This window comes from Arhodomonas sp. KWT, assembly GCF_010993615.1.
The window spans coordinates 1-1,740 of record NZ_WNXE01000379.1 but is presented as its reverse complement, the minus strand read 5'-3'; the positions used below and the strand labels follow the sequence as shown (position 1 = coordinate 1,740).

At 70.5% G+C, this 1,740-nt stretch carries 1 protein-coding gene; it reads right to left on the bottom strand.

Translation table 11 applies throughout. From position 1 onward, the window contains the following. Window positions 1-47 precede the first annotated feature (47 nt). Window positions 48-1,664, bottom strand: coding sequence for a tetrathionate reductase family octaheme c-type cytochrome (locus G7A99_RS19130; RefSeq protein ID WP_240466344.1), 1,617 nt, complete (start codon window positions 1,662-1,664; stop codon window positions 48-50). Window positions 1,665-1,740: the final 76 nt, after the last annotated feature.

Genomic DNA, 1,740 nt, shown 5'->3' with positions numbered 1-1,740 from the left:
GCTCCAGTGCCAGAACCGCTCGAACCGCGTGTAGATCATCGCCCGCGTCATGCCTGCCTCCCGCGCCGGCCCCGGGTCCAGAGCCGCACGCCCGCGTGCCCCAGGCTGGCGACGAGCACCAGGACCACCAGGCCCCAGCCGAGACGCTCCACCCAGACGCCGCGGTCGCGCCCCGGCAGGTAGAAACCGCCGAGGGCGGCGAGGCGGCCGTCACGAGCGTGGCAGACGCCGCAGTCCAGGGCCGCCGAGGCCGGCGCGACCATGTGTGTGATCGGCCAGTACATGACCGTCTCGACGAAGCCGTACTCACCGCTGTAGGGCTGATCCGCGAACGCGGTGCCCGCGGCGAGGGCGCGGGCCCAGTCGAAGTTCGTCCACAGCGCGGTGTCGTCGTTGCCGTAGACGTGGTTGACGAGCAGGGTCCGGTTGACCGTGTCGTAGGGCTGGCGGCCGCGCATGACCTTGAACGGCCAGATCCGGGCCTCCGCGTCATCCGGCCCGCCGCCGAAACGGTTGATCGCCACCGGGGGATGGTCGGCGTCGATGGGCTCGCTGCGCAGCGTGTAACGCATGTCACCGTCGAACCAGTAGTACGCGGGCACCACATCCTCGGCGTAGCGGAAGCTGCCCTTGGTCGAGAGGTAGCTCAGGTGCCCTGCCGCATCCCGGATCGTGAGCGGCTGCCCGTCCTCGCCGAGGCGCCCGGCGCTGGACCAGTCCCACCACATCTTGGTCGCCACCCCGCCGCGGGCGAACTCGGGGACATGGCAACTCTGGCAGGCGACGCGGTCGACATGGTCGTTCAGCTTGGCCGCCCCGTGGGGCTGCGGGCCGTGACAGGACTCGCAGGACGCGCGGCTGCCGTCCGTGCGCCCGGGGATGTCGATCCCCTGGGTGTCCCGGGCATTGGTGGCGTAACGGCTGCCCGCGATCCGGTGGCCCCGGCTCGTGTGGCACTCGGCGCAGCGGAAATCCGCCCCCTGCGCCGACATGTGCACGTCCAGCGAACGCGGCGGGTCGACCAGCGACGAGTCGAGATCGCCGTGCTTCACGCCGTCCCCTCCGCCGCCGTAGAAGTGGCAGCTCCCGCAGTTGGCGCGGCCGCTCAGGCCGACGTTGCGGGCGACACGGGCGAGGTTCACCGGCTCGCCGGGGGCACCGCTGCTCTTCGACGAGCGGATCCCGGCGTACGGCGGGTGGCCGGCGCCGGCCGGCAGCTTCCAGTACGTACCGGTGGTGTCGTGGCAGACGAGGCAGTCGACCCGGTCGTCGGCGCGTGGCGGCGGCTTGCGCATGTCCGTCCAGCCATAGCCGACGTGGCAGCTCGTGCAGCGCGGCTCGTTGGACCACACCGACCCGCAGAAGCTGTTGATGACGTGACGCTTGCCGAGGAGCTGCCCGCTCTCCGGGTGACGGAACTCCCAGCGCCAGTGGATGGTGCGCCGGACCTGCTCGGCGGCCTTCGAATGGCATCCCAGACACGCCCGAGTGACCTCGATCGCGGAATCGAACGGGCCGTCGAGCGCCTCGAATTCATGGTGATCCGCCGTCGAGGGGGACTCGCCCTCGACCACCGCCGCGGACACGGGGACGATCCGGACCGCCAGCCCCAGCACGAGCAGGCCCAGCACGATCCCCCAATGCCGTTCCGTAGCCACCCTCACGGCTCCACTTCCCTGACCGGTTTCGATCGACCGCCTTGGGCGGCGCTCGGTTATAAATATAGCGCATAAGGTTATT